21 protein-coding genes and 1 tRNA gene are annotated in these 24,741 nt (G+C 39.5%); 13 read left to right on the top strand and 9 right to left on the bottom strand.

All coding sequences use genetic code 11. From position 1 onward, the window contains the following. Positions 1-229: 229 nt before the first annotated feature. Both EJ994_RS17230 and EJ994_RS17225 read left to right on the top strand, forming a co-directional pair. The gene (locus tag EJ994_RS17230; RefSeq protein ID WP_126593607.1) at positions 230-1,888 is read left to right on the top strand and encodes an RHS repeat domain-containing protein; all 1,659 of its coding nucleotides are present in this window, start codon (positions 230-232) and stop codon (positions 1,886-1,888) included. Positions 1,889-1,899: 11 nt separating this feature from the next. Beyond that, positions 1,900-2,427, top strand: coding sequence for a hypothetical protein (locus tag EJ994_RS17225; RefSeq protein WP_126593606.1), 528 nt, complete (start codon positions 1,900-1,902; stop codon positions 2,425-2,427). Positions 2,428-2,477: 50 nt separating this feature from the next. Here EJ994_RS17225 and EJ994_RS17220 read toward each other — a convergent pair whose 3' ends face one another. After that, positions 2,478-2,843: a helix-turn-helix domain-containing protein gene (locus EJ994_RS17220; protein WP_126593605.1), complete on the bottom strand. Its 366-nt coding sequence runs from the start codon at positions 2,841-2,843 to the stop codon at positions 2,478-2,480. A gap of 211 nt (positions 2,844-3,054) precedes the next feature. Between EJ994_RS17220 and EJ994_RS17215 the strand changes: the two genes are divergently transcribed. The 9 genes from EJ994_RS17215 (at position 3,055) to EJ994_RS17175 (ending at position 11,214) form a co-directional block, all read left to right on the top strand. After that, on the top strand, positions 3,055-4,575 hold the full coding sequence (locus EJ994_RS17215) for a hypothetical protein (protein WP_126593604.1): 1,521 nt from the start codon (positions 3,055-3,057) through the stop codon (positions 4,573-4,575). 163 nt (positions 4,576-4,738) lie between these two features. Beyond that, positions 4,739-5,659, top strand: coding sequence for a tyrosine-type recombinase/integrase (locus EJ994_RS17210; RefSeq protein ID WP_126593603.1), 921 nt, complete (start codon positions 4,739-4,741; stop codon positions 5,657-5,659). After that, a complete protein-coding gene (locus EJ994_RS17205) occupies positions 5,656-6,573 on the top strand; it encodes a tyrosine-type recombinase/integrase (protein ID WP_126593602.1) in 918 nt (305 codons plus the stop codon). Before EJ994_RS17210 ends, EJ994_RS17205 begins: the two co-directional genes overlap by 4 nt. Positions 6,574-6,579: 6 nt before the next feature. Then, positions 6,580-6,855, top strand: coding sequence for a hypothetical protein (locus EJ994_RS17200; protein ID WP_126593601.1), 276 nt, complete (start codon positions 6,580-6,582; stop codon positions 6,853-6,855). Continuing rightward, positions 6,840-7,142: a type II toxin-antitoxin system RelE/ParE family toxin gene (locus EJ994_RS17195; protein ID WP_126593600.1), complete on the top strand. Its 303-nt coding sequence runs from the start codon at positions 6,840-6,842 to the stop codon at positions 7,140-7,142. The genes EJ994_RS17200 and EJ994_RS17195 overlap by 16 nt, the downstream gene beginning before the upstream one ends. 404 nt (positions 7,143-7,546) lie before the next feature. Beyond that, positions 7,547-8,044 (top strand): hypothetical protein, encoded by a 498-nt coding sequence (locus tag EJ994_RS17190; protein WP_126593599.1) that lies wholly within the window; start codon positions 7,547-7,549, stop codon positions 8,042-8,044. 979 nt (positions 8,045-9,023) lie between these two features. Beyond that, positions 9,024-9,221 carry a hypothetical protein gene (locus tag EJ994_RS17185; protein WP_126593598.1) on the top strand — a complete coding sequence of 66 codons (198 nt, stop codon included), beginning with the start codon at positions 9,024-9,026 and terminating at the stop codon, positions 9,219-9,221. A 62-nt stretch (positions 9,222-9,283) separates the two neighbouring features. Then, a complete protein-coding gene (locus EJ994_RS17180) occupies positions 9,284-10,246 on the top strand; it encodes an AraC family transcriptional regulator (RefSeq protein WP_126593597.1) in 963 nt (320 codons plus the stop codon). 92 nt (positions 10,247-10,338) lie between these two features. Then, complete coding sequence (locus EJ994_RS17175; protein WP_126593596.1) at positions 10,339-11,214, top strand: nuclear transport factor 2 family protein; 876 nt, start codon at positions 10,339-10,341, stop codon at positions 11,212-11,214. Between the two features lie 102 nt (positions 11,215-11,316). On the opposite strand, the gene EJ994_RS17555 is transcribed toward EJ994_RS17175, so the two are convergent. The 8 genes from EJ994_RS17555 to nhaD form a co-directional block, all read right to left on the bottom strand. Next, on the bottom strand, positions 11,317-12,090 hold the full coding sequence (locus EJ994_RS17555) for a transposase (protein ID WP_241240908.1): 774 nt from the start codon (positions 12,088-12,090) through the stop codon (positions 11,317-11,319). A gap of 34 nt (positions 12,091-12,124) precedes the next feature. Continuing rightward, positions 12,125-12,913 (bottom strand): transposase, encoded by a 789-nt coding sequence (locus EJ994_RS17550; protein ID WP_206507158.1) that lies wholly within the window; start codon positions 12,911-12,913, stop codon positions 12,125-12,127. A 748-nt stretch (positions 12,914-13,661) separates the two neighbouring features. Then, positions 13,662-13,736: transfer RNA gene (locus EJ994_RS17165), tRNA-Val, on the bottom strand. A 58-nt stretch (positions 13,737-13,794) separates the two neighbouring features. Continuing rightward, entirely contained in the window at positions 13,795-15,006 is a 1,212-nt protein-coding gene (locus tag EJ994_RS17160; protein WP_126593595.1) for a bifunctional folylpolyglutamate synthase/dihydrofolate synthase, read from the bottom strand. Next, entirely contained in the window at positions 15,003-15,950 is a 948-nt protein-coding gene (locus EJ994_RS17155) for an energy transducer TonB (protein WP_126593594.1), read from the bottom strand. The genes EJ994_RS17160 and EJ994_RS17155 overlap by 4 nt, the downstream gene beginning before the upstream one ends. Next, positions 15,951-16,337, bottom strand: a complete 387-nt coding sequence (locus EJ994_RS17150) for an ExbD/TolR family protein (RefSeq protein ID WP_126593593.1) — start codon at positions 16,335-16,337, stop codon at positions 15,951-15,953. A gap of 9 nt (positions 16,338-16,346) precedes the next feature. Then, a complete protein-coding gene (locus EJ994_RS17145; protein ID WP_126593592.1) occupies positions 16,347-17,039 on the bottom strand; it encodes a MotA/TolQ/ExbB proton channel family protein in 693 nt (230 codons plus the stop codon). A gap of 51 nt (positions 17,040-17,090) precedes the next feature. Beyond that, positions 17,091-18,461, bottom strand: a complete 1,371-nt coding sequence (gene nhaD, locus EJ994_RS17140) for a sodium:proton antiporter NhaD (protein WP_126593591.1) — start codon at positions 18,459-18,461, stop codon at positions 17,091-17,093. Between the two features lie 308 nt (positions 18,462-18,769). Here nhaD and EJ994_RS17135 point away from each other — a divergent pair, with 308 nt between their 5' ends. Both EJ994_RS17135 and gltB read left to right on the top strand, forming a co-directional pair. Further along, a complete protein-coding gene (locus tag EJ994_RS17135; protein WP_126593590.1) occupies positions 18,770-19,912 on the top strand; it encodes an acyl-CoA dehydrogenase in 1,143 nt (380 codons plus the stop codon). Between the two features lie 315 nt (positions 19,913-20,227). Beyond that, positions 20,228-24,736 (top strand): glutamate synthase large subunit, encoded by a 4,509-nt coding sequence (gltB, locus tag EJ994_RS17130; RefSeq protein WP_126593589.1) that lies wholly within the window; start codon positions 20,228-20,230, stop codon positions 24,734-24,736. Positions 24,737-24,741: the final 5 nt, after the last annotated feature.

Genomic DNA, 24,741 nt, shown 5'->3' with positions numbered 1-24,741 from the left:
AAAAAGTGTTGTAGGCAACATCAGGGGCTAGGGCATTATGCGGCTGCAAGGAAGCAGGGCAGGTACAGAGGTTTTTGAGGCACGAAAATACTGGACTTGCCCTGCGCGGACTTAATGGTTAGATACTTCCAATCCGTAGGAAAAACCACAATAAAAAGACCTGAAAAACGTTATATTTATCTTAGCTAAAGACAACGTTCTTGAACATACTGAAAAACTTCTTTTTTAGGTGCGTCCGCCGAAAATATGCGACCGCTTTACAAAATTTTGCTATAGTTATAGGTACGATGCACTCAACCGAATCATAGCAGCTACGGACAACACGAACAACTATAACGTCAGTAACATCGGGTACGATAAAAACGGAAATATTCAAAGCCTGACAAGAAATGGGTATCAGAACAGTTCCAACTTTACGAACATGGACGTTCTGGACTACGATTACGACAACGGTAATAAACTGACAAAAGTTACGGACGGTGGAAACGGTGCCCACGGTTTTAAGGACGGGACGAACACCAACGACGACTTTGAATACGATATTAACGGAAACCTAAAAATTGACCGTAACAAAGGAATTACTTCAATTGAATACAACCACCTGAACCTACCTACTCAAGTTGAGTTTGATAATAGCAGTCAAAAGACTATTACTTATGTTTATGATGCTTTAGGTATCAAACTAGAGAAGAAAACAAATAATAATGGTTCTTTGAATACAACTAAGTATGATGGAGGATTTGTTTATCAAAATGATATTCTTCAATTTTTTCCACATCCTGAAGGTTATGTATCGGTCGAAAATGGCAGCTATAAGTACATTTACAACTATACTGACCATCTTGGTTCAGTAAGACTTAGCTATACAGATGCCGATAACAACGGCAGCATAGACTCTGACAACGAAATAGTGGAAGAAAACAATCATTACCCATTCGGCTTACAGCAAAAAGGCTACAATAATAACGTATCTTCTCTTGGTAATTCCACGGCTAAAAAATGGAAGTATGCGAATGAAGAGTTTGAAGAGGATTTAGGTAAAAATACCATAGCTTATCAATGGAGAGACTACGATCCTACAATTGGTAGGTTTAATAAAATAGATAGGTTAGCCGAGAATTATCATCCTATTTCGCCATATTCTTTTACAGCTAACAATCCTATGGTTTATAGAGAAATACAAGGAGATAGCATAGATGTATCCCAAATAGTAGAATATGACAATGATAACGGAACTAGTATACTTGATAACATAAAAAAAGATTTAAGTACTATTACTGGACTTTCATTCGAGCTTAAAAACGGTAAACTTATTCATACTACAGATGATGATGGAAATGCTATAATTGCTACCGATAGTGACGGAAATCAATTAGGTAGTTCAGAGGCAAGAGGTGCAGTTATAGGCGCTTTAAGTTCCACAGATATTGCAAAAGCACAAATTGTAGATAGTGGAGGCTCTAGAGTTACAAATGATTTAGGAGAAACAGAAGTTGGAGGAAATAATATAAATTTAGATATAGGTCAAATAACAAATCAGTTTATAGGGGGTGCAAGAGAAGTAGATAATCGTACAATGGGCTTTGGTATGACTTTTATACATGAATCACTACATTCAAATGTTGCTGATGGTGGTGCTAATAGAGATTTTGTGGGAGACACAAATGTAGATGTCAGAACGGGGCCAGTAGTAGACAGGATGAACATAATAAGAGGTCAACTAAATTCTCAAGGTTTTAACTTTGGACAGAGACAAACATATGGAGCAAGAAGCTTTAACGTTCAAGGGCAGACAATAAATACAGTTCTATTTGGAGGTAATATTAAGACTGTCCATCCAATGCCTTTAACCAACGGAAGATTTTTAGGGCCGAGAATAGAATATTAAAAAATGAGGATATGCAAATTAAATATAGAATAGGAGCTTTATTATTGTTTTTGATGTTTTTTGGATGCGCTCCATTTAAAATTACCCAAGAAAATTTTAAAAAGAGAATAATTAAAGATTATCCTGAAAAAAGTATTTGCTTTAGAGTGGATGAATCAGGAAAAATACTGAATTCTGTTATGTATAGTTACTATACTAAAAAGCTTGGGAAGAGCTATGAAGATTTTCTTACCATAAAGAAAGCGAATAATGATTACAAAAGTTCACTCCAAAATAGTTTTGAAAGCGGAAGTGATTGTGATTTGGTAGTTCTGTCAGGAAGTTCAGGGGATAGTTTATATGCAGCAATCGTCTACCCCTACAAAGCTAATATTAAACAAAGTTCAGAAGAGTATCCTAGATGGTTTTACGAGGGTAGAAAATATTTAACTTATTTAGAAAACAAAAAATTACAGACAGATACTTTTTATATTCAACATAATCCACCAATAGATAATCCTTGGATTCATGAAAAAAATAAGAAAATCAATGATAAGTAGTTAAGATATCAATCTGAAACAACCGCCCACCGAGGCGGTTTTTTTATGCTCTAAAGCGAAGCGACATTTTTATTAAAAAAGTCCTTGAACTTCTTTTTGGTCAGGAAGGAATCGATCATCTTGAAGATCATGGAGCGTTCTTCCTCGTCAAGTTCCTGCATCAGCTTTAATTGTTCCTGTGCCTGTTTATCCTCGATGACCACTTCTTTGGGCAGTTCGCCATCAAGGTTAATTACTTGGTCAACGCTAATATTATAAAACGCTGCCAACCGCTGTAACTCCTTGACGGAAATCTCACGGTTGCCGTTCTCGATTTTGTTGTAGTTGGAATAACCGATATCAAGGGCATTGGCGACTTCCTTTTGGCGAAGCCCCTTATCCTCCCTCAATTTTTTGATGTTATCCGCTAAACCCATAGTAATGTAGTATTTAAACACTATATGCGAAACCCCCAATCCTTTGCTCTACAATGTTATAAGGGTATTGTGTATAGTGTTATAACACTACAAAAGTAGCGAAAAAGGATATTAATCTACAATAAAGTCGAAATAGTAAATTATATATGTTCGATAAACGAAATATAATTGTATTTTTGGAGTATCGAAAATCGAACAAAATAATCTGGCTATGCTAAACACTACCAATCCCAATAGCTACAAGTACCATACAAAGCACCTACATGTAAATATCCTCGGCGGACTGAAGACCACCAAACTCGAAAGTATGCGAATTACGATGAGCATACAGAAACCCAAAAGCTATAACGTGTTGCGCCACAGCTTGGATTTGTACAACGACAACCAAGTGGAAAAATTTACCCGAAAGATAGCGGAGCGGTTGGAGATAGGTACGAGCGTAACAAGAAGAACCCTGCAAGATTTAACAAAGGAACTAGAGAATCATCGATTCTTATTATTGGAAAAAGAACAGCAGGCTGCTGCCCCCAATTATAAAGAACTTACTGCGAGAGAGATAAAAGAAGCCGAAACCTTTTTAAAGTCTAAAGACCTATTGAAAAAGACCAACAAATTGATTGGGCAAAGTGGCGTAATCGGGGAAGAGAACAACAGGCAGACCATGTTTTTAATCTTCACGAGCAGAAAGACAAATAATCCATTGCATTGCATCAGCTTGGGAAGTTCCGGAACGGGAAAAACACATTTACAATCTAAAGTATCGGAGTTGATACCGGAAGAGGATAAAGTTGAGATAACTGTATTGTCCGCAAACGCTTTTTATTACTTCAATAGAACCGAACTGCAACACAAATTGATTTTGATAGAAGACTTGGACGGTGCGGAATCTGTGCTATACCCATTACGGGAACTGCAATCGAAAAAGCGAATCACAAAAACGGTAGTCCATAAGGACAGTAAGGGAACTACGAAAACAATACACTTGACCGTCGAGGGCCCTGTAAGTGTTGCGGGCTGTACCACACAGGAAAGTATTTACGAGGATAACAGCAACCGCAGTTTTTTACTCTACATCGACGAGAGCGAAATACAGGATAAAAAAATAATGGATTACCAGCGTTTGATTAGTGCTGGAAAAGTTAACGGCGAACAGGAACACAATGCCAAAGAATTATTGAAAAACGTGCAACGGGTTCTAAAGCCCATCAAAGTCATAAATCCTTACGCTGAATTTTTGGAGTTGCCAAAATCGGTCTTTAAACCTAGAAGAACGAACAGCCATTATTTACAGTTTATAGAAGCCATTACCTTTTACAAACAATGGCAGCGCCACAGGCAATATGACAAGGATACCGGAGAGGAATACATCGAGACAGAAATCGAGGATATACAGGAAGCCAACGAACTGATTATTGATATTCTACTGCGCAAGAGCGACACACTTACGGGAGCATGCCGAAATCATTTAGAACGTCTCAAGACGTATTTAATTAATCAAAATCAAACCACATTTACAAATTCTGAAATCCGCAGAAATCTACGCATCAAGGAAAGTACGTTGCGTTGGTATCACAAACAACTATTAGCGGAGAACTACATCCACAGAATCAAAAAGGCAAAGACCAAAAGCTATTGTTTTGAAATCGTTGACCTGGGCGAATATGACAACCTACGAAAGCAAATAGACAAAGCCCTGCAAGACTGTATCGACCGAATAAAAGGCAACAAATAATAATTGCCTGTGGCGGCTCGCCACTCGCAAGGTCGCAAACAACTCGCAAGTATCGTTTTTGCGAGGTCAATCAAATAGCTGTCAACCAGTTAACCGTAACTCGCAATACAATCCAAAAAATGCAACCGACCCATAAAAGTTGGTAGCACCAACAGGTAAAAAAATGAAAAAACTACAACTGGAAAACCGAAGCTACAAAGAATTACTGATTGCCTTTAAAGACTGGTTGGAGATATTGGGCTATAGCGGAAGTGCCAAAGAAAGTTACCCCAATTGTTTAAAAGAGTTCCTCTACAACATGGAGCAAAAAGGTTGTTTGAAATTGGATGCCATTACAGTTACGACCATAAAAGACTATTATGGTTATCTGAAAGAACGCCCCAACCAAAGGACGGACGGCGCACTAAGTAAAGCGGCACTCAACCAACACCAACAAGCACTTCGAAAATTTAATGAATACCTGAAAAAACATAATGGAAAACCTATGCCCGTACATCTTCGAGCGGAAGCCAAAAAAGAAGAAGGTTGGCAAACGGTACTGACCCAAGAGGAAATAAAAGAACTCTTTGAAGCTGCCGAACATAGTTATGTAATGCGTCATGTATGCCTAAGGGATAAAGCGATGTTGGTGGCATTGTACAGTTGCGGGCTACGGGTCAACGAAGCTGTACATCTTGACCGAAGGGATATCCTTTTTGATAGGGAACTGGTCTTTGTTAGAAAAGGAAAAAACTATAAAGAAAGGTTCGTACCCATCAATTATAGAAACCTCAAAATACTGGAAGATTACTTGTACGATGCACGGTTGGAATTTTACAAAGCCAACGAAAGCGAAGCTTTTTTTATCGGACAGCAGGGCAAGCGATTGGGGCGGCAAAGTTTTGGTAACCGTTTGGGTATCCTTGTAAAACTGACGGGCAATAGCGAACTACAGGAAAAAAAAGTTACACCGCATACTATGCGCCATAGCATTGCCACACATCTTTTGGAGCAGGGCGCGCCGATGGAAAGCATACAACAATTTTTAGGTCATTCCTCTTTGGAGACCACGCAAATCTATACACACCTAATTGAAAAAGTATGAACAAATTAAATGCCCGTGGCGGCTCGCCACATTTTAAGGAATATCTTGAAAAAGAACGGTTCACTAAAAGCAGTATCAAAACGTATACCTTCCAAGCTGAAAAGTTCATGGAATGGATGGAAAACAACGGTCATGAATTTATAAACTTCGATTACAAAAAAGCGGTCAACTACGTAGCATATCTGCAAAAGCGACATACCAACATCAGGACCATTAACGGGAAAATAGCAGCGACGAGACAGTACTTCAATTTTCTTGTGGAAAAGTGCGAATGCGCCGAAAACCCATTTACAGAATTATTGGTCAAGGGCGACAAGACCAAAAAGATGTTACAGAATATTTTATCGTCCGATGAACTTGAAGACCTGTATTACAGTTACCCTACGGATATGGATATAAGAAGAAGCGGACAACTTGCCGACAAGCGCAATAAAGTTATGATTGGGTTGATGGTCTATCAGGGCTTATCTACAACGGATATGAAACGATTGCAAAATGAACACGTACAACCGCAAAAAGGGAAAGTCTATATACCATCAGGCAAAATCGGTGGTCGTAGGGAACTGCCATTGATGCCGTGGCAAGTCATGGAACTGTTGGAATACATCAGCGAAATACAACCAGAGTTGGCACGAAGAAAAGGAACTCAGGGCGAAGAACTGTTCCCCGTTACAAATGGTAGGCTTACCGATACCGTTGCGAACATTATAAAAAAGCTAAGAAAGGTCAACCACAAAGTGAAAAACATCCATCAGATACGGGCAAGTGTCATCGTGAATTGGCTCTCAAAATACAACCTTAGAAAAGTGCAGATAATGGCAGGGCATAGAAGAATAAGCACCACCGAAAAATATATGCAACAAGATCTGCAGCAACTACAACAGGTTATCAATACCTATCATCCCTTAAAATAAAAAGCTATGGAACGAAAATTGTATCTTTACTTTGGACAAAATCGAAAGAAAATGGCAACCTTGGATTTAAAACAGAGCGTACAGAACTATATCGACACGGCGGACGACAAACTGCTCAAAATGATAAAGGCATTGGTGGAAAGCTACCATGATGATGACGAGCGTATCAGCGTCGAACAGTACAATCAAGAAATGGAGGCCTCCGAAGCGCAAATCGAGCGTGGGGAATTCTACACCCAGGAACAGGTACGCCAAAGAATCGGGGAATGGGAAAAAGAGTAATCTGGTCGCCCGATGCGTTGGGCGAACTTACAGAGGCCAGAAAAACAGTTCTCAACGTAAGCAAGTCCCTAAAAAGTGCCAATCGGCTTGTAAGGGAAATCTTCGAGAGTACCGACATACTTGCCGACCAATCCGAAATATACCCTTTGGACAAGAACAAGAACGATAACGACGGTACTTACCGTTGTTACGAAGTAAGGAGGTACAATGTCTCCTACCGTGTACTTGATGATACCATAAGAATAATCAGGGTACGATGGTCCGGACAGGAACCTAGAAAACATTGACAACTCCCCCAAGGCAAAAAACCCAGTCAGCTCGTGCCTCGCTTGCCCCTGTCTTTTTTGCCCTTCCGCTCGCCACCGCGCATGCGATTTTTGGCCGCCGAGCGATTACGGCACATTGCTTTTTTGGTGTTCCGACGCCCCACCGATCGCGGCACTCAAAAATTCTGTGAAAAACAGATATTTGTGCGTACCGCTCCGCACCAAAAAAACAAAGAGCCGTAGCCAACGCACTGGCCAAAAACCTGCCCCAAGCTATGTTACATAGTTTACATTATAATACCGCCGCCAAATCCACGCTGCACCAAAGCGGTAAGTTATAATGTAAACTATGTAAAATAGCCGCACTTGCCCACGCTCGAAACTAACCATCTTATTTACTTACTTTTAAGGAAAACAAATAATGAATGGACAGTAATATAACTTCAATAATTGTTGGCGGCGGAATTGCTATAGCCTCTGGTGCAATTGGTCATTTTGTGAGCTATTATTTTAAGTCTAAAAGTGAAAAGAAAAAATACGTCTTTGAGAGATTGGAAGATGTTATAAACTGTATCGGCAACATTGAACAAATGATGCAACAAGATATTGCAGGAATCCTTAAACTCACAAACCCGGATGAGAAAAAAGAAATAAGCTTATCCTTCCAACAAAACAAATTAGAATGTCTAATTAAAATTTACCATCCAAGCCTTACCAGTTCTATCAATAAATTAAAGGATAAAATAAAAATTTACCATAGCACTAAAGTTGAAATATTAAATCTCGAAAGGCAACCAAACCCAAATCAGGAGTTAGTTAAAAAAGCATACGATAAGCTAGTTAATGTGTTCGAAGAATTTGTAGAAGAAACAAGATTATTTATAGCACATCTGACTGAATACGGCAAAAGAAAAACAAAATAGCCAGTTGCTTTTTAAAAGACTCGAATCCACAAAAAAACCTCATTCAAGATGTGTCGTTGTCATGACAAACGGCTCACTCGGTCGGGACGCTCAATCGTCGCTTGCCTATCATTTTAAAAAAGACCGATTCCCCACAGCTACGTCCACCGTAAAATCGTTCTTTTTTAAAACGCTCCCGCCCAAAACAATCCGCCAACTTCGGGAAAAGCCCGAACCACCATCCCCCGAATCTTACCAAAACTAATACTATGAAGTGCGCGGTTCGGCAAGCTCACCGACCAAGGCATCTGGAATGTGCGCGATGGCAAGAGCGGATATTTTACATAATAAACTTTTATAGTGCCTGCAAGAGAAGTATAAAAGCTATTATGTAACATAGCTTTGGAAAATGACCTTGCCCCGTTGCCCATTTTGCAACTGTTTTTAACCGATAGACAACAATATAAAAATCCAAAAAAGTGTTGCGGGCAACATCAGGGGCTAGGGCATTATGCGGAGGAAAGGGAGCAGGGAAGATACAGGGGCTTTTTGCCCTTCGCAAAAAACTGGATCTGCCCTGCGCGGACTTAATGGCCGGACACTTCCAATCCGTAGGAAAAACCACAATAAAAAGGGTTGAAAAACGTTATATTTATCTTAGCTAGGAATACGTTCTTGAACATACTGAAAAACTTCTTTTTTTAGGTGCATCCGCTGAAAATATGCGACCGCCCTTTAAAATTTTGCCTTAGGTATACCTACGACCCATTTAACGGAAAAGAAGAGTATTCAAATATCAAAAGTTCAATCTATTGGTCGGACATAGCGGAATACTCAAATGTGGACGAAAATTTGAAATATAGGTTGCAAGACCAGTTGGAAAGTAAAATACGGCAGGAATTACAAGAAGCTCTTCATTCGGTTCAGGAGAGAAAAACATTCGTTTTTGACAGCTATAAAGAAGCTAGTGAATTCAAGTTTCAAACTATAAATCAATAAAATGGCAACAAAATTTAAACTCAAAGGCTTGGACTTTCCTTACGAATTTGAATTGGACAATGACGGATTTATTTGGTTGATGGATTACGAAATGAAAGGGTCTAAAACTAATCTTGGACAAACGGAGGGAGGGATTAAGGACTTGAAAAAAGCGGAAAAATTAGCGTTGGAAATGATAAAAGGAATGGGGATTATTTAAAAATAACTGCAAGCAACACGGTGTATAATTAATTGCGGTCGGATTTCCAAAAAAGGAAATCCTTGCAATTAACTATCTTCGGTACAGGCGGACATTTTCCGTTGGAAAAGTCCGCAACTAATCATACACGAACCGTTGTAGGTAATATGAAAAAGGACATTCCACATATTAAATTTAATCCTTCTTCAGCCGAAAATTTTGGGTTTGAAATTCTTCCAATTGAAAAAATTGCTAGAGAAAAGGAACAATACAATCACAATCCTGAATTACCACATCAACTCAAATTTTACAATTTAGTTTTTTTTACAAGCGGTTCAGGAAGGCATTTTATTGATTTTAATTGGTTTCCAGTAAAAGAAAATAGTTTAGTATATCTGACAAAAGAGCAAGTTAATGCATTTGATTTTTCAAAAAACTTAAATGGTTTTTGCATCATATTCACAGAGGAATATTTTGTTAATTGCTTTTCTCATTTGCCTGAAGATTTTGTATTTAGATTGTTCAACCCACAATTGTTTTCACCAATTCTTCAAATTCCAAAACAATCTGATTTCAAAACTTATTTCAAGCTATTACAACAAGAATTTAATAACACAGAGACATTCAATCAGAAAGCAATTATTGAATCTTTATTTGTAATTCTTATTTCAAAAGCCGAAGATTTAAAGAAAAATCAAACTTTTCATATAACGGATTCTTCAAAAATTAAAATCTTTCAAAAGTTTACTTCTTTACTTGAGTCTCATTCTTCAAAAAGTAGAAGTGCTGATTTCTACGCGAAAGAATTAACTATTACCTATAAACACTTAAACACAATCTGCAAAGAGTTGGTAAATAAAACAGCAAAAAGTGTAATTAATGATTTTGTAATTCTACAAGCCAAAAGAAATCTAATTAATTCAAATCTAAAAATTACAGAATTAGCTTATAAATTAGGTTTTGAAGACCCAACCAATTTTTCAAAATATTTTAAAAAGCACACGAGTTTAACCCCAAATTCGTTTATTAAATCAATACCTGAATAGATTTGGTTCGATTTTAACCATTATTATCTCGTTATTAATCTTCCGCTTACACAAGAGTTGTTTCACCTTTGTATCAAATAAAAATCAAAGAAATGAAACAGCTAATAATGACAGTTGCAACAGCAATTTTAATTGCTTCTTGCGGTACTAATCAGAAAGAATCAAAAACAAAAAACACAGAAAAAATGGAATCAAAAACAGAATTAACAAACAAAGAAAAATCGGCAGCATTATTAGAAAGTCTTGAGAATGGAGACAAATCAACCATTGCGTACATCAATCCAACAAACTATAAACAACACAACCTAGGAGTTGCTGATGGTTTAGAAGGTTTTGGAGCCGTACTGCAAAATGCACCAGAAGGCGGTTTTAAAGCAAAAGTTCTTCGTTCTTTTCAAGATGGAGATTATACCTTTTCGCATACTATTTATGATTTTTTCGGACCAAAAGTTGGATTTGATATCTTCAGATATGAAAATGGACAAATAGTTGAGCATTGGGACAATCTTTCAGCAATAGAAGATGTAAACCCAAGTAACCGAACACAAACAGATGGAAGTACTACTTTAACTGATTTGGATAAGACTGAAACTAATAAAGCAATAGTCAAAGATTTTGTAAATACTGTTTTAGTAAATGGTGGTTTTGATAAAATGGGGAACTATTTTGATGGAGATACTTATATTCAGCACAATTCAATGATTGGAGATGGACTTTCAGGATTGGGGAAAGCTCTTGAGGAAATGTCAAAGAATGGAATTACAATGGTTTATGAAAGAAATCATATCGTGTTAGGAGAAGGTAATTTTGTGCTTGCAGTTAGTGAAGGACAGTTTGCAGGAAAACATACTTCATTTTATGATTTATTCAGAATTCAAAATGGCAAAATTGCAGAACATTGGGATGTAATGGAAACAATTGCACCAGTTTCTGAACATAAAAACAGTAACGGAAAATTTAACTTTTAGGTTAATAATACTACCTACAACAACGGTAACCGTTGCACAAGCTTAAATTCTGAATGAAACAGCTCCGTTTAAGCCTTTTTAAGGGGCTTTTTTCATGTCGGCTCAGAAACGGAAGTCCAAATTCCGATGCGTCATGGAAGCTTGAAACTGGTTTTGGAGCACACTTTTGGCCAATGCCTTCAAAGCAAGCCGTCCCGCCCCGCTTTCTGCCCGTTTTCGTTCGAATTTCAGGTACTTCTTCAAATTGTAGGCGATGGCCGAAAGGTGCATCACCTTGTTGGCCTGTGCAAGGCCGATGGTGTTAATCTTGCGCATGCCCATGAACTGGGTCAGGGTACCGAAGACCGGTTCCACGGTACTCTGGCGTTTGCCCTTCATGTACCTCCCCTGTGGACTGTTGACCCTTTCGTTATTACGTTCGTATTCTTCCCGATAATAGGTCACCGAGAACTTCTTCTCCTGTGCACTCTTTCCCAGACACGTGCTACGTATCGGACAATCGGTACAGACATGCTTCCTTGCCCTGTATTCCTTCTTTTTCGTTCCCGTACGGTAGTCCTTGAAAACCTTGGTGAAGGGGATCACCTTGCCTTGGGGACACAGATAACGGTCATGTTCCCCGATGTACTCGAACCCATCGGGACCGCCCTTGTAGGTGCCGTGGGGCGGAATGAAACTCTTCAGTCCCATGGTCTCCAGAAAAGCATAGTTCTCACCGCTACTATAACCCGTATCGGCCACACAGTTCTCGAACACCAAACCCTGTTGCCATAACCTTCTTTGTAAGCGGGGTACGATGTCCCGTAGCTGTTGATTGTCCTTTCCGTCGGCATGGTACGCCCTGATATCGGTGATCACGTGGTGCGCCGTGTCCACGCTCAATTGGGAGAGGTAGTTCAGCTTCCGCGCCTTACCGGGCTTTACGCTTATCCTGGCATCGGGATCCGTGGGACTGTCTTGCCTCCGACGAGCGAAGCGAGAGGAAGGCATTGTTGCTCGTGTATTTCGACCCCTTGTTCCCGGAACCGGGACGTTGATCTTGGTCTTTTGCCCATCTCTTGTTACGGCCCTTTATCGCGTCAAGTTCCCTCTTGCTCGCAGTAATACCCCGTTGACCTTCATCCGATCTATCGTTCTTGGATTTACGGTGGGGTCCTTCTCTGTCCATTGAACTGATCGCACGTATCTTTTTCAGATGCTCCTCCAAATCATCTTCGGGCACCTTCAGCTCCAAGGTATCCATACTTGCGTTCGCCTTTACAGGGGCCGAATCGATCGCCTGCGTATGGCCGCTCACCATACCCCTCTCCACGCACATGGACAGAATATTGGTGAACGCCTCCTCGAAAACGGACTCCGGGAACAGTTGACGGGTCCTGCTTATGGTGCTGTGCCAGGGCAGCTCCTCATCGATGTCATAGCCAATGAAAAATAGGATGTCCAAGCGCATAGAACAATGGTCGATAAGCTTGCGGTCGCTGATGATGTTCTCCAGATAGCCCACCAAACACAGCTTGAAGAAAACCACCGGGTCGATGCTCTTCTGGCCGCTCTCCCCATAATATCCCTTGGTCAACCGATAGAGGAAATCCAGATCGATTGTACCTCTTAAGCGTCTATAAAAATTGTCCTTTGGTATACGTTCGCTGAGCTGGAAGCTCGCGAACAGCTTTTCATGGTAGTCCTTCTTTCCCTGCATACCTAAAGTTACGATCCATCTCACGATCGGCAATGATTACGACCCGTTTTTTTCCTAACTTGTGCAACAGGCACAATGCCTAAACGTAATGCGGGTTTTTGGGCAAAATCGAAAGGTCTGCGTATATTTATGAGGTCGCTAAATCTTTGGGATTTAGCTTTGGACAAAAAAAAGAAAAAGCGAAACCAAAAGCTTTAGCTTCGTGAGCAGACGGAAACGAAAAGTTTCCTTGCCCCCGCACTACGTTTAGCCGAGACCGTTGTGTTTCATTATCAATAACAATATGCCAATTAATATATACGTAGAAAAAACTAGAGAAAAACTAGATTGGTTATGTTGTAGCCTTCCCTAAAAATGTAGCCTTACCCTTTCTAGGACATCGCTAAATTCATAAAAATATCTTAATGACCTCCTCCTGTAGCCTTCCCTAAAAATAGGATACCTGAAATATTTCCCTTATAAGCATCCGATATTTAGACATCTACTTTTTAAAATAGTATAAAACTGTAATTTGTTTGACCAAAATTAAAAAAGCCGACTTTCAAAAGTCGACTTTTTCCTTTGTACAGGCGGAGAGACTCGAACTCTCACACCTTGCGACACTAGATATCAAATCTAGCTCTACCAACTCCGTTAGCCATTAATTTCGTTACACTTATATAAATTTAAAATCAAAATTGCGTGCAATCTGCGTGCAACCAAAAATTAAAAAGCCTTTCAATTTCTTGAAAGGCTAGGTTTTATTGGGTGGGCCCTACTGGATTCGAACCAGTGACCCCCTGCTTGTAAGGCAGGTGCTCTGAACCAACTGAGCTAAGAGCCCTTAACGGGGTGCAAATATAGAATTCTTTTAATAAGTCCAAAAGAAAAATCGCAAAAAATTAAAGTACTTCTGCAACCACAAAAGTACTGCCTCCGATATATATGAAATCAGGTGCCAAGGCATTAGACTTTGCGCTATTGTACGCCTCTTTAACACTAGAATGTACAGACCCTTTCAAGTTAAAAGCTACTGCCTTATCTTGTAGTGTATTAGCCTCCAGACCTCTTTCAATATTAGGTTTACAAAAATAATACTCGGCCTCCTCAGGAAATAGCGAAAGGATACCCTCTAGATTCTTTTCTTTCACGAACCCCAGAACAATATGTAATCTAGAATATTTTTCTTCTTTCAATTGCATTAGAACTAACGCTAAGCCTTCCTTATTATGCGCCGTATCACATATAATTTTAGGGTTTTCTCCCAACTCCTGCCATCTGCCCATTAAGCCCGTGTTATCCGCAACCTTTAAAAGACCTTCTTCAATATGAATCTTCTTTATGGAAAACCCTTTAAGAGCCTGAAGAGCTGCAAGAACTCCCTTTATATTTTTATTTTGGTAGTCACCTAATAAATCTGTTTTATAAGATGGATAATGCCCTTCACTCGCAAAGGCCAAAGTAGTCCTACATTCTCTGGATTTATCATGGAATACCAGTGCCGTTTCCGGTTGATATTCACTAACAACTACAGGCACTCCTTTTTTGATAATTCCGGCTTTCTCAAAAGCGATCTCCGGAAGCGTATTGCCAAGTACATCAGTATGGTCATATCCAATATTAGTTATTAAGCTAACCTCTGGGGTAATTATATTCGTTGAATCTAATCTACCTCCTAAACCTACCTCTATAATAGCGATATCTACCTCTTTCTCTGAGAAATAATCAAACGCCATACCAACGGTCAACTCAAAGAATGATAGCTTTTGATTTTCTAAGAATGATTTGTGAGCAGTTATGAATTCTACTACTTTGGCTTTACTTATCGGCTTTCCGTTTATGCGAATTCGCTCTCTAAAGTCCTTAAGATGGGGAGAGGTATAGAGTCCAACTTTATACCCTGCTTCCTGCAAAATCGAGGCTAACATATGACTACTGGAACCTTTGCCATTAGTCCCAGCAACGTGTATACTCTCAAAGTGATTTTGAGGGTTGTTTAAGTACGAAGCAAATGCTAAGATCCCATCTAGTTTGGAATTATAAGCTTTTTTTCCTTTTTGTTGATACATTGGAAGTCGAGCGAACATCCAATCAAGAGTCTGCCTGTAGGTCACTCTCCCAATTTAAAGTTTACGACCACAAAACCTACTTGCTGACTAGGAGCATTAGCATCTAAATTCCATTTATGCATAAAAGCTGTTTTCCTTGCCGGTTCCAAAAGACAGGCACTATTATTGGTCGTACCGCGAACGCCCGGAGTTGCACTAATGACCTTACCATTTCTATCAACTACGATTTTTACGACCACCCTTCCAGATTCATTACACTCCTGAGGAACTTTACCTTTATTAACCAGTGACCTGCCATTAAGACCATACCCGCCTGTTCCGCTTCCAGAACCTGGTGTTCCATAATAACTAGTGGCATAAGGATCACCATCAGGACTTCCTTTATCTCCTGACCTGTTATCATCGCCTTCGCTACCAGTTGCAGTACCGTCCGATTTATTGAGACCACCCATCAATTCATCCAACTTTTTCTTTTTGGCCTCCTGTTCCTTTCGAGCGCGCTCTTCCGCATCCTTTTTTTGTTGTGCAATTTTAGCAGCCTTGGCTTTCTCACGTTTTATTTTATCTTCAGCTCTTTTCTTCTGCGCTCTTGCGGCGTCCTCGGCTTTCTTCTTGGCTTCTTCCGCCTGTTTTATTCGAATAGCTTCCTCGCTTTCTTTGGTCAACAACTTTTCGGCAGGAGCTTCTTTTTCTACGACTTTTTCAGGTTCTTCTTCTACCACTTCTTCCTCGACCACTTCCTCAATCACCTCTTCTTGTTCGGTAGGTTCAACAGGGGGCGTCTCCAGCGGTTCTAAACGGATTTTTTCCTTAGGTGGTACGGTGCCACTTCCAAAATCAGTGGTGCCAAAGTTTACGGATATTCCGTTTTCAATGGGCGGGTCCATATAAGTTAGACCAATGTAGAATAAAACCAACAACAAAACACTTAACAACAGTGTTGTAAGTGTAAAGGATTTCTTTTTGTGTCTCGTATCTAAAAATGCCATTTAGTTAGGCCGCACCGCCAAAATGACCTTGTAATTATTCCTGTTGGCAATATCCATAACGTTGACCGCTTCTTTAATGGCAACGTTTTCTTCTGCTCTTAGAATAATAGTAGGTTTTTCTTGACCTTCAAGTGCTTTTTTTAATTCAATTTCAATGTATTCTCCGTTTATTCTCTGGTTGTTCACAAAATACTGTAAGTCTTTATCTATGCTTACGGAAACATTTTGTGTATTGGTAGACTTTCCTTTCGCTTTCGGCAACAATAAATCCAATGCGTTGGGCGAATTTGCGGTGAGCATGAAAAATATCAATAACAGAAAAACAATATCCGTCATAGAGGACATACTAAAGTCTGGACTCACCTTATTTCTTCCTTTCAATTTCATAATGAAAAATTAAAGTGGTTCGTTCAATAAATCCAAAAACTCCACAGCATTGGCCTCCATCTTGTGCACAACCTTATCAGTTCTGTTAACCAAGTGATTATAACCCATATAGGCTATAATACCAACGATTAAACCTGCTACCGTTGTAGTCATCGCCGTATAAATTCCTGACGCCAACGAACCCATTTCTGCCTGTCCTCCACTACTTGCCATTTCATGAAAAGCCAAAATCATACCAATTACGGTTCCAAGAAAACCAATCATGGGTGCGGCTCCTGCTACCGTGGCTAATACACTAACATTCTTCTCCAGTTTGTAGACCTCTAAAGTTCCTGCATTTTCTATGGCCGTATTTATATCATCTAAAGGTTTTCCGATTCTAGAGATACCCTTTTCGGTTAACCTTGCCACAGGAGAATCTGTCTGAGCACATAAAATTTTTGCTGCTTCCAGCTTACCGGTGGTTACATGATCCCGAATCTGGTTCATGAAATTTTTATCAATTTTGGAAGCGGCATTAACCGCTAGTAGACGCTCAAAATAGATATATAATGCCACGCCTAACATAAGAAAAAGGACGGTGATTATAACTACACTTCCCGTTCCTCCGTTAAACACCAAATCCATTACGGATAGTGTCTTTTCTTCAGATAGTACTTCACCGGTGGAAACGTCTTGAGCCAAATCTTGAAATAATAACATAGTGTTCTTGATTATCAAATTTGCCTTAATAACGGTGTTTTATCGATAAAATTATCCGTGCAGGACAAAATCTCGCAATAAAATAAAAGCAGCTGCACCACTAATAAAACCTACGAATGCCAGCCAAGCTATCTTTTTTAGATACCAGAAGAAATCTATTTTTTCCATTCCCATAGCTACTACCCCGGCCGCAGAACCGATAATGAGCATACTACCCCCTGTACCAGCGGAGTAGGCTATAAAGTGCCATAAAGGGCTATCCATTGGTTCACCGAACATCCCCATACTGGCAGCTACTAAAGGGACGTTGTCTATGACCGCCGAGCCTACACCGAACAACAAAACAACTATATCAGTGTTTGGAATGGCTTCATTTAGGCTGCCTGCATAATTGAACAATATTCCCAAGGATTCCATAGCCGCCACGGCCAATAATATTCCCAAAAAGAAAAGAATACTCGGCAGTTCTATTTTGGACAAGGAGTGATGTACAGGACTGTGATGACCGCCTTCTTTATGCTCGTCCCCATCAACACTGGAAATACTAAATTTCTTATTACTATAGATTTCTGCAAAAGTAGCCACTACAGCCAAGGACAACATCATACCTACATAAGGTGGTAAGTGGGTAACCGTCTTAAATATTGGCACGAATAAAATTGCTCCGAGACCTAAATACAACATAGTAGAACCGTATTTTGATTTTGGACTCTCATCTTCCAATTTCCCATCAATCAGACCTTGAAAAACTTTAAACCTTCCAGCAATAAGAACGGGTACTAGCATACAAACAAGAGATGGTAGTAAAACATGTATTACCAATTGCGCCGCGCTTACCTTATTTGCTATCCATAACATGGTTGTAGTCACATCTCCAATAGGAGACCAAGCCCCTCCAGCATTTGCAGTGATGACAATCATACCCGCAAACCAAAGCTTTGTTTCCCTGTCCTTAATTACCTTTTGAAGAATGGTTATTAATACTATCGTTGCAGTAAGGTTATCGATTATTGCCGATAGCACGAAAGCCAATATGGAGAACAACCACAACAACTTTCCTTTTTTCTTTGTTTTAATAAAACCTTTTATGGTAGCAAAACCATCGAAATAATCTATAATTTCCACGATAGTCATCGCACCCAAAAGGAAAAAGAGAATTTCAGCAGTCTTACCCAAATGGTGTAAAAGTGATTCCTCCATTAAATGCATTCGACCATCGTGAGTCATATTAGAAAAACCATCCACTAAACTTTGCTTGGCCGAATCAAACCAGTTTTCATATCCATCTATACCCAAAGCTATTAATGCCCATAAAATGGCCATCATTGCCAATGCTGGTATTAATTTGTCTATTTTAAGATTGTGCTCTAAGGTAATGGCTAAATAACCCGCCAAAAAGACTATAATAATTATGGTTTCCATTATGAGTTGGTTTTAATGTTCTATTCTTTGGAAATGTGAAAATACAATCAATTTATAAAAATTGAAATTCCCTAAAGATATTTAAAAATGTCTTTCTTTCCATACTCCTTACCATATAAAAACGAAGTTTACTGAAAGTCAAACTTTTAGAAGTTCGCATGAAATGAAATTAATCCATATTATAAAGACTAACGGCAATTTAACTAGTGCGCCCCAATACACAAACCAACTCCTTTTGACGCTCATATTCTTTAAATAATACAAGGAATCCACGTATATTTGTTATCTCAATAAAATCACCTTGAAACATGGATTTTTCCTTAACTGAAGAACAACAATTAATACAACAGGCAGCAAGAGATTTTGCCCAGAATGATTTGTTTCCCGAAGTAATCGAAAGAGATGAAGAACAACGATTTCCTAAAGAAGAAGTTAGGAAAATGGGGGAACTTGGATTTTTAGGGATGATGGTAAATCCTAAATATGGCGGTAGCGGATTAGACACCTTATCCTATGTCCTGGTCATGGAAGAGCTTTCTAAAGTCGATGCTTCATCATCTGTTATTGTATCCGTAAATAATTCCTTGGTCTGCTGGGGTCTTGAGACCTATGGCACGGAAGAACAGAAAGAAAAATACCTTACCAAACTTTCTACAGGAGAAATCATCGGTGCGTTTTGCCTTTCGGAACCTGAGGCAGGAAGTGACGCCACTTCACAAAAGACCACCGCTTTGGACAAAGGAGACCATTACGTTATTAATGGAACTAAAAACTGGATTACAAATGGTAGTTCTGCCGAAGTGTATCTTGTTATAGCCCAAACCGATAAAGACAAAAGACATAAAGGCATAAATGCCCTTATTGTTGAAAAAGGTGCCGAAGGATTTGAAATAGGTCCTAAAGAGAATAAATTGGGTATTCGCGGCAGCGACACACATTCCTTAATATTCAATGACGTAAGGGTTCCAAAGGAAAACAGAATCGGCGAAGATGGTTTTGGCTTTAAGTTCGCAATGAAAACCTTGGCAGGTGGCAGAATAGGAATTGCAGCCCAAGCATTGGGTATTGCAGCAGGGGCTTATGAATTGGCCTTAAAATATTCCAAAGAACGAAAAGCATTTGGTACGGAAATAAGTAACCACCAGGCAATTGCTTTTAAGTTAGCCGATATGCATACACAAATAGAAGCGGCAAGACACTTGGTGTACAAGGCTGCATGGGATAAGGACAACGGCAACGACTATGATTTATCTGGGGCAATGGCCAAATTATACGCGTCGCAAGTTGCGATGGAGACTACCGTTGAAGCAGTCCAAATACATGGCGGAAATGGGTTTGTGAAGGATTACCATGTGGAACGTTTAATGAGAGATGCTAAAATAACCCAGATTTACGAAGGCACTTCAGAAATACAAAAAATCGTTATTTCGAGAAGTATCCTGAAAGGATAAATCATTATTTCGAACGATACCCCCTATTTATTTAGACCTAAATATCATTTTTTACTCAGTAAAAGCGTTATCACCCTCATAATTGAGGGCGATTTTGTTATAATCAATTAATATAACGAACTACACCCGCTAAAAGATAGGGCGCGTCACTTTTAACTTCTAAATTTATCAATCTGATAAATTGAGCATGCGAAAAATATGTAATTCAATATATTTTAACGTTTTTTCCTAAACGTTGAATATAATTATCTATTTGGATTAAAATGATGAATATTTTTCACATAAAATGATATTTTTGAAGAAATACCATAAACTATGAGACTGGAAAAGCAAGGACTATATTTACCGGAATTTGAACATGACAATTGTGGAGCAGGTTTTATCTGCAGTCTTAAAGGAAAAAAGTCGAACGACATTATTCATAAGGCCCTAGAGATATTAGACCGGTTAGAGCATAGAGGTGCCGTAAGTGCGGACGGAAAAACTGGCGATGGGGCAGGAATTCTAATTGATATTCCACATGACTTTTTCCAAGATGTTTGCGACTTTGAATTGCCAGCGCCAGGGGAATATGCGGTGAGCAACGTCTTCTTTCCAAGAAAAGAAAATCAGCGCTATTTTTGTATTTCTATTTTTGAAGAAAACATAAAAAAGCAAGGACTACAACTTTTAGGTTGGAGAGATGTTCCCGTAAACCGTTCCATTCCCGGAAGAATAGCTGCTGAAACAGAGCCTTTTGTAAAGCAACTTTTCGTAACCAAAGAGAATAAGGAACAATCCTATTTCGATTTTAACTTAAAACTCTTCGTTGCAAGAAAAACGACAGAGCACACCATTATCAAGTCCAAGCTTTCTGAAAGCAAATTCTTTTACGTCCCCAGCCTATCGACCAAAATTATAATTTTCAAAGGCTTACTGATGCCTCATGATATCAGTCTATATTATACCGACCTGTTAGATTCTAGGGTAGTAACGAGATTAGCACTGGTGCATCAGAGATTTTCAACGAACACCTTCCCGACGTGGGACTTGGCGCAACCGTTCCGATACATGTGTCACAATGGAGAAATCAATACCCTCAGAGGTAATGTTTCAAGGATGTTATCCAGAGAAGAGTTATTGGAGAGTGAATTATTCGGAGATGAGATAAAGAATGTACTTCCTATAATATTACCTGGAAAATCTGATTCGGCCACTATGGATATGGTCGTAGAGCTCCTACTTATGACCGGGCGTTCGCTACCGGAAGTAATGATGATTCTTGTGCCCGAAGCTTGGGAAAAGAATGACGAAATGTCCGCTGCCAAGAAGGCATTCTATGAATACCATTCCTGTATGATGGAGCCTTGGGACGGACCAGCTTCCATTCCTTTCACCGACGGTAATTATATTGGTGCCGTACTGGACAGGAACGGACTACGCCCCTCAAGATACTCTGTTACCAAGGACGATTATGTGGTGATGTCTTCCGAGACAGGTGTGGTAGAAATTGCGCCTGAGAATGTAGAATTTCACGGTAGACTAGAGCCTGGGAAAATGTTCCTGGTGAATATGGAAGAAGGACGAATCATCAATGATGAAGAGATAAAAGAAAATATAGCCAAAAAACATCCTTATCAAGATTGGTTAGACACCAATCTGGTTCACCTCAAAGACATTCCATATAACGACTGTCCTTTGTTCTTAGGAGAAGCACCTCTTGAAAAGAGAAAATCCGTTTTTGGATATACCCTAGAAGATATAAATACCATTATTCTTCCTATGGGAAAAACAGCAAAAGAGCCTATAGGTTCTATGGGGTCGGATACGCCCATTGCAGTTTTATCGCAACGTCCACAACTCATTTATAACTATTTTAAGCAGCTATTCGCACAAGTTACCAATCCTCCTTTAGACGGTATTCGTGAAGAACTTATTACGGACATAAGTCTTACCTTGGGAAGTGACCGTAATATCTTTGAATTTTCGGAATTGCATTGTAGAAAGCTTAAAATTCAAAATCCGGTAATCTCAAAAGAGGATTTAGATAAAATCAAAAATTATGACGTTAGTCCGGATTATCAAGTAGAATCGATTCCTATATTGTATGAAATCAACAAGGGTCATAATGGACTAGAAGATGCTTTAAACGCTATTTTAAACAAAGCCTCTAAAGCTGTAGATAATGGGACTAATATCATTATTCTATCTGATAGAAATGTAGATAAAGATAATGCACCCATTCCTGCATTACTAGCATGTTCTTTTGTAAACAGCGGTCTTCAGAAATTAGGTAAACGCTCTAAATTGAGTATCATTGTTGAATCCGCAGAACCGCGCGAAGTACATCATTTTGCTCTATTATTCGGTTTTGGAGCAAGTGCGGTCAACCCCTATTTGGTAAATGAAATCATTGGGGAACAAATTGAAGAACTGGACATTACCGAATTCACGTTCGATGAGGCAATAAAGAACTACAATAAAGCAGTTGGCAAAGGCATCCTTAAAGTGATGAATAAAATAGGGATATCAACCCTTAATTCTTATCGCGGTTCTCAACTTTTTGAATGCATTGGTATCAACACCAAAGTAGTGGAAAAATATTTTCCGAATACTCCTACGAGAATACAGGGTATAGGGCTTTATGAGATTGAAAAAGAAATCGCGAAAAGACATCAAAATGCTTTTGAGGATACCGAAGTAGCGGCCAACCTAGATTTAGAAATTGGTGGTGAATACCGTTGGAGACGTGATGGTGAGAAACACATGTTCAACCCATTAAGTATAGCAAAACTTCAAAAAGCGGTTAGGGGCAATGAACCCAATACGTACAAGGAGTTCTCTAAAATGGTCAACGAGCAATCTCAAAACCTTATGACCATACGAGGTCTTTTTGAATTCTCCAATTACGACCCCATTCCATTGGAAGATGTAGAGCCATGGACCGAAATCGTTAAGCGTTTCAAAACAGGTGCTATGTCTTACGGTTCTATTAGCCAAGAGGCGCACGAAAATCTAGCCATTGCCATGAACCGTATTGGTGGTAAAAGTAATTCCGGCGAAGGTGGTGAAGATGAAAACCGCTTTTATAAAAATGCAACGGGTGATTGGAGAAACAGTGCTATAAAGCAAGTAGCTTCAGGTAGGTTCGGTGTTACATCCAACTATCTAACAAATGCTACCGAAATACAGATTAAAATGGCCCAAGGCGCCAAACCTGGCGAGGGTGGACAATTACCGGGACCTAAAGTAAATCCGGCCATTGCTAAAACAAGAAACTCTACACCGTGGGTCGGTCTTATTTCACCACCACCCCACCATGATATTTATTCGATTGAAGATTTATCGCAATTAATATATGACCTAAAATCGGCCAACAGAGAAGCTAGAATCAATGTGAAATTGGTTTCAGAGGTTGGCGTCGGTACCGTTGCTGCAGGAGTTGCTAAAGCAAAAGCTGATGTAGTTCTCGTTTCCGGATTTGATGGCGGTACCGGCGCATCGCCATTGACGTCCTTAAAGCATGCGGGGCTTCCTTGGGAACTGGGTATCGCAGAAGCACAGCAGACCTTAGTCATGAACGACCTTAGAAATAGGATAGTTCTAGAGTGCGATGGTCAGCTAAAAACGGGGAGAGATGTTGCGATTGCATGTCTCTTAGGTGCCGAAGAATTTGGTTTTGCCACTGCGCCTTTGGTAGCTTCTGGATGTATAATGATGCGTGTTTGTCATTTGAACACATGCCCGGTAGGTATCGCAACTCAGAATCCTGATCTACGAAAAAAATTCAAGGGAAAACCGGAACACGTTGTAAACTACATGTATTTTGTAGCTCAAGAGCTACGGGAAATCATGGCGGAGCTTGGTTTTAGAACAGTTAACGAAATGGTTGGCCAAGTTCAAAAATTAGACCGTAAAAAAGCTATTGAACATTATAAAGCGGCAGGAATAGACCTTACTCCAATTTTACACCAGGTAGAAGTGCCTGCGGGAACAAAATTTTATAATACCCAAAAACAACAACACGACGTCAATAAATCAATAGAATTCGATATTATCGCAAAAGCGAACCCATCATTGTTTAGAAAGGAAAAACTTTCGCTAGACTTTCCAATCTGCAATACGGATAGGGCCGTAGGTGCTATTGTAAGCAATGAAATATCTAAAGTTTACGGCGCACAAGGGCTACCCATCAATACGCTAAAATTGAACTTTACAGGCTCTGCTGGTCAAAGCTTCGGGGCATTTGCTACAAGAGGACTTACGATGATTGTCAATGGAAATACGAATGACTATCTCGGAAAAGGATTATCAGGCGCTAAATTGGTGATTAAAGTTCCGGAAAATTCAACCATAATCCCCGAAGACAACGTCATAACAGGAAACGTAACGCTTTATGGTGCCACCGCAGGTAGAGCCTATATAAACGGAAAGGCAGGGGAACGTTTTTGTGTTCGGAATTCTGGTGCCAAGGCGGTAGTCGAGGGTATTGGAGATCATGGATGTGAATATATGACCGGTGGTATTGCGGTAATCCTAGGGGAAGTAGGCCGTAATTTTGGTGCAGGTATGAGCGGCGGTATAGCCTACGTTCTAGATGAGAATAAAACATTTAAGCAACGCTGTAATTCAGAAGCACTAAATCTATTGGAGGTTTCTGAAGATAATGACATCAAACAGTTAAAAGACCTGATTGAAAGTCATTATAATTCAACACTAAGCCCGCTGGCACAAAGAATATTAGAAAATTGGGAGGCATATTTACCTAAATTCATAAAGGTTTTACCGGAAGAGTATAAACAAGCGTTGATTAGGTTGGAAAAAGAAAAATTACAAACGATATAAATCGA

Source organism: Maribacter sp. MJ134 (genome assembly GCF_003970695.1).
GTDB lineage: Bacteria > Bacteroidota > Bacteroidia > Flavobacteriales > Flavobacteriaceae > Maribacter.
Note: the sequence above shows the minus strand (reverse complement) of the source record. Positions and strands in the feature narration are given on the sequence as shown.